Genomic DNA, 400 nt, shown 5'->3' with positions numbered 1-400 from the left:
TTATGCGGGCGGTCCGCAAGAATTAATTAAAGCCATGGATACTATTCAAGGCCAACAAACATCTGGCACAAGTTCTATTTCACAATGGGCAGCCGTAGAAGCACTCAATGGTCCACAAGATTTTATCGCTAAAAATAAAACTGTTTTCCAAACGCGCCGCGATCTCGTCGTTTCCATGCTAAACCAGGCTCCTGGGATTGAATGTCCAACGCCTGAAGGCGCTTTTTATGTTTATCCTTCCTGTGCAAAACTCATTGGAAAAAAAACGCCTGAAGGTAAAGTGATCGCACATGATGAAGACTTTGTGACAGCACTTCTGGAGGCAGAATCTATTGCTGTAGTGCATGGATCTGCTTTCGGGCTCGGTCCAGCTTTTCGTATTTCTTATGCAACATCAGAA

General features: G+C 44.2%; 1 protein-coding gene. It reads left to right on the top strand.

The window, feature by feature from the left end; genetic code table 11:
- The coding region (locus ACFINS_RS10275; RefSeq protein ID WP_375706211.1) for an aminotransferase class I/II-fold pyridoxal phosphate-dependent enzyme at positions 1-400 on the top strand (400 nt) is incomplete at both ends.

This window comes from Bartonella sp. AA2SXKL, from assembly GCF_042197205.1.
Classification (GTDB): Bacteria; Pseudomonadota; Alphaproteobacteria; order Rhizobiales; family Rhizobiaceae; genus Bartonella.
This window is presented reverse-complemented; position numbering and strand designations above follow the sequence as displayed.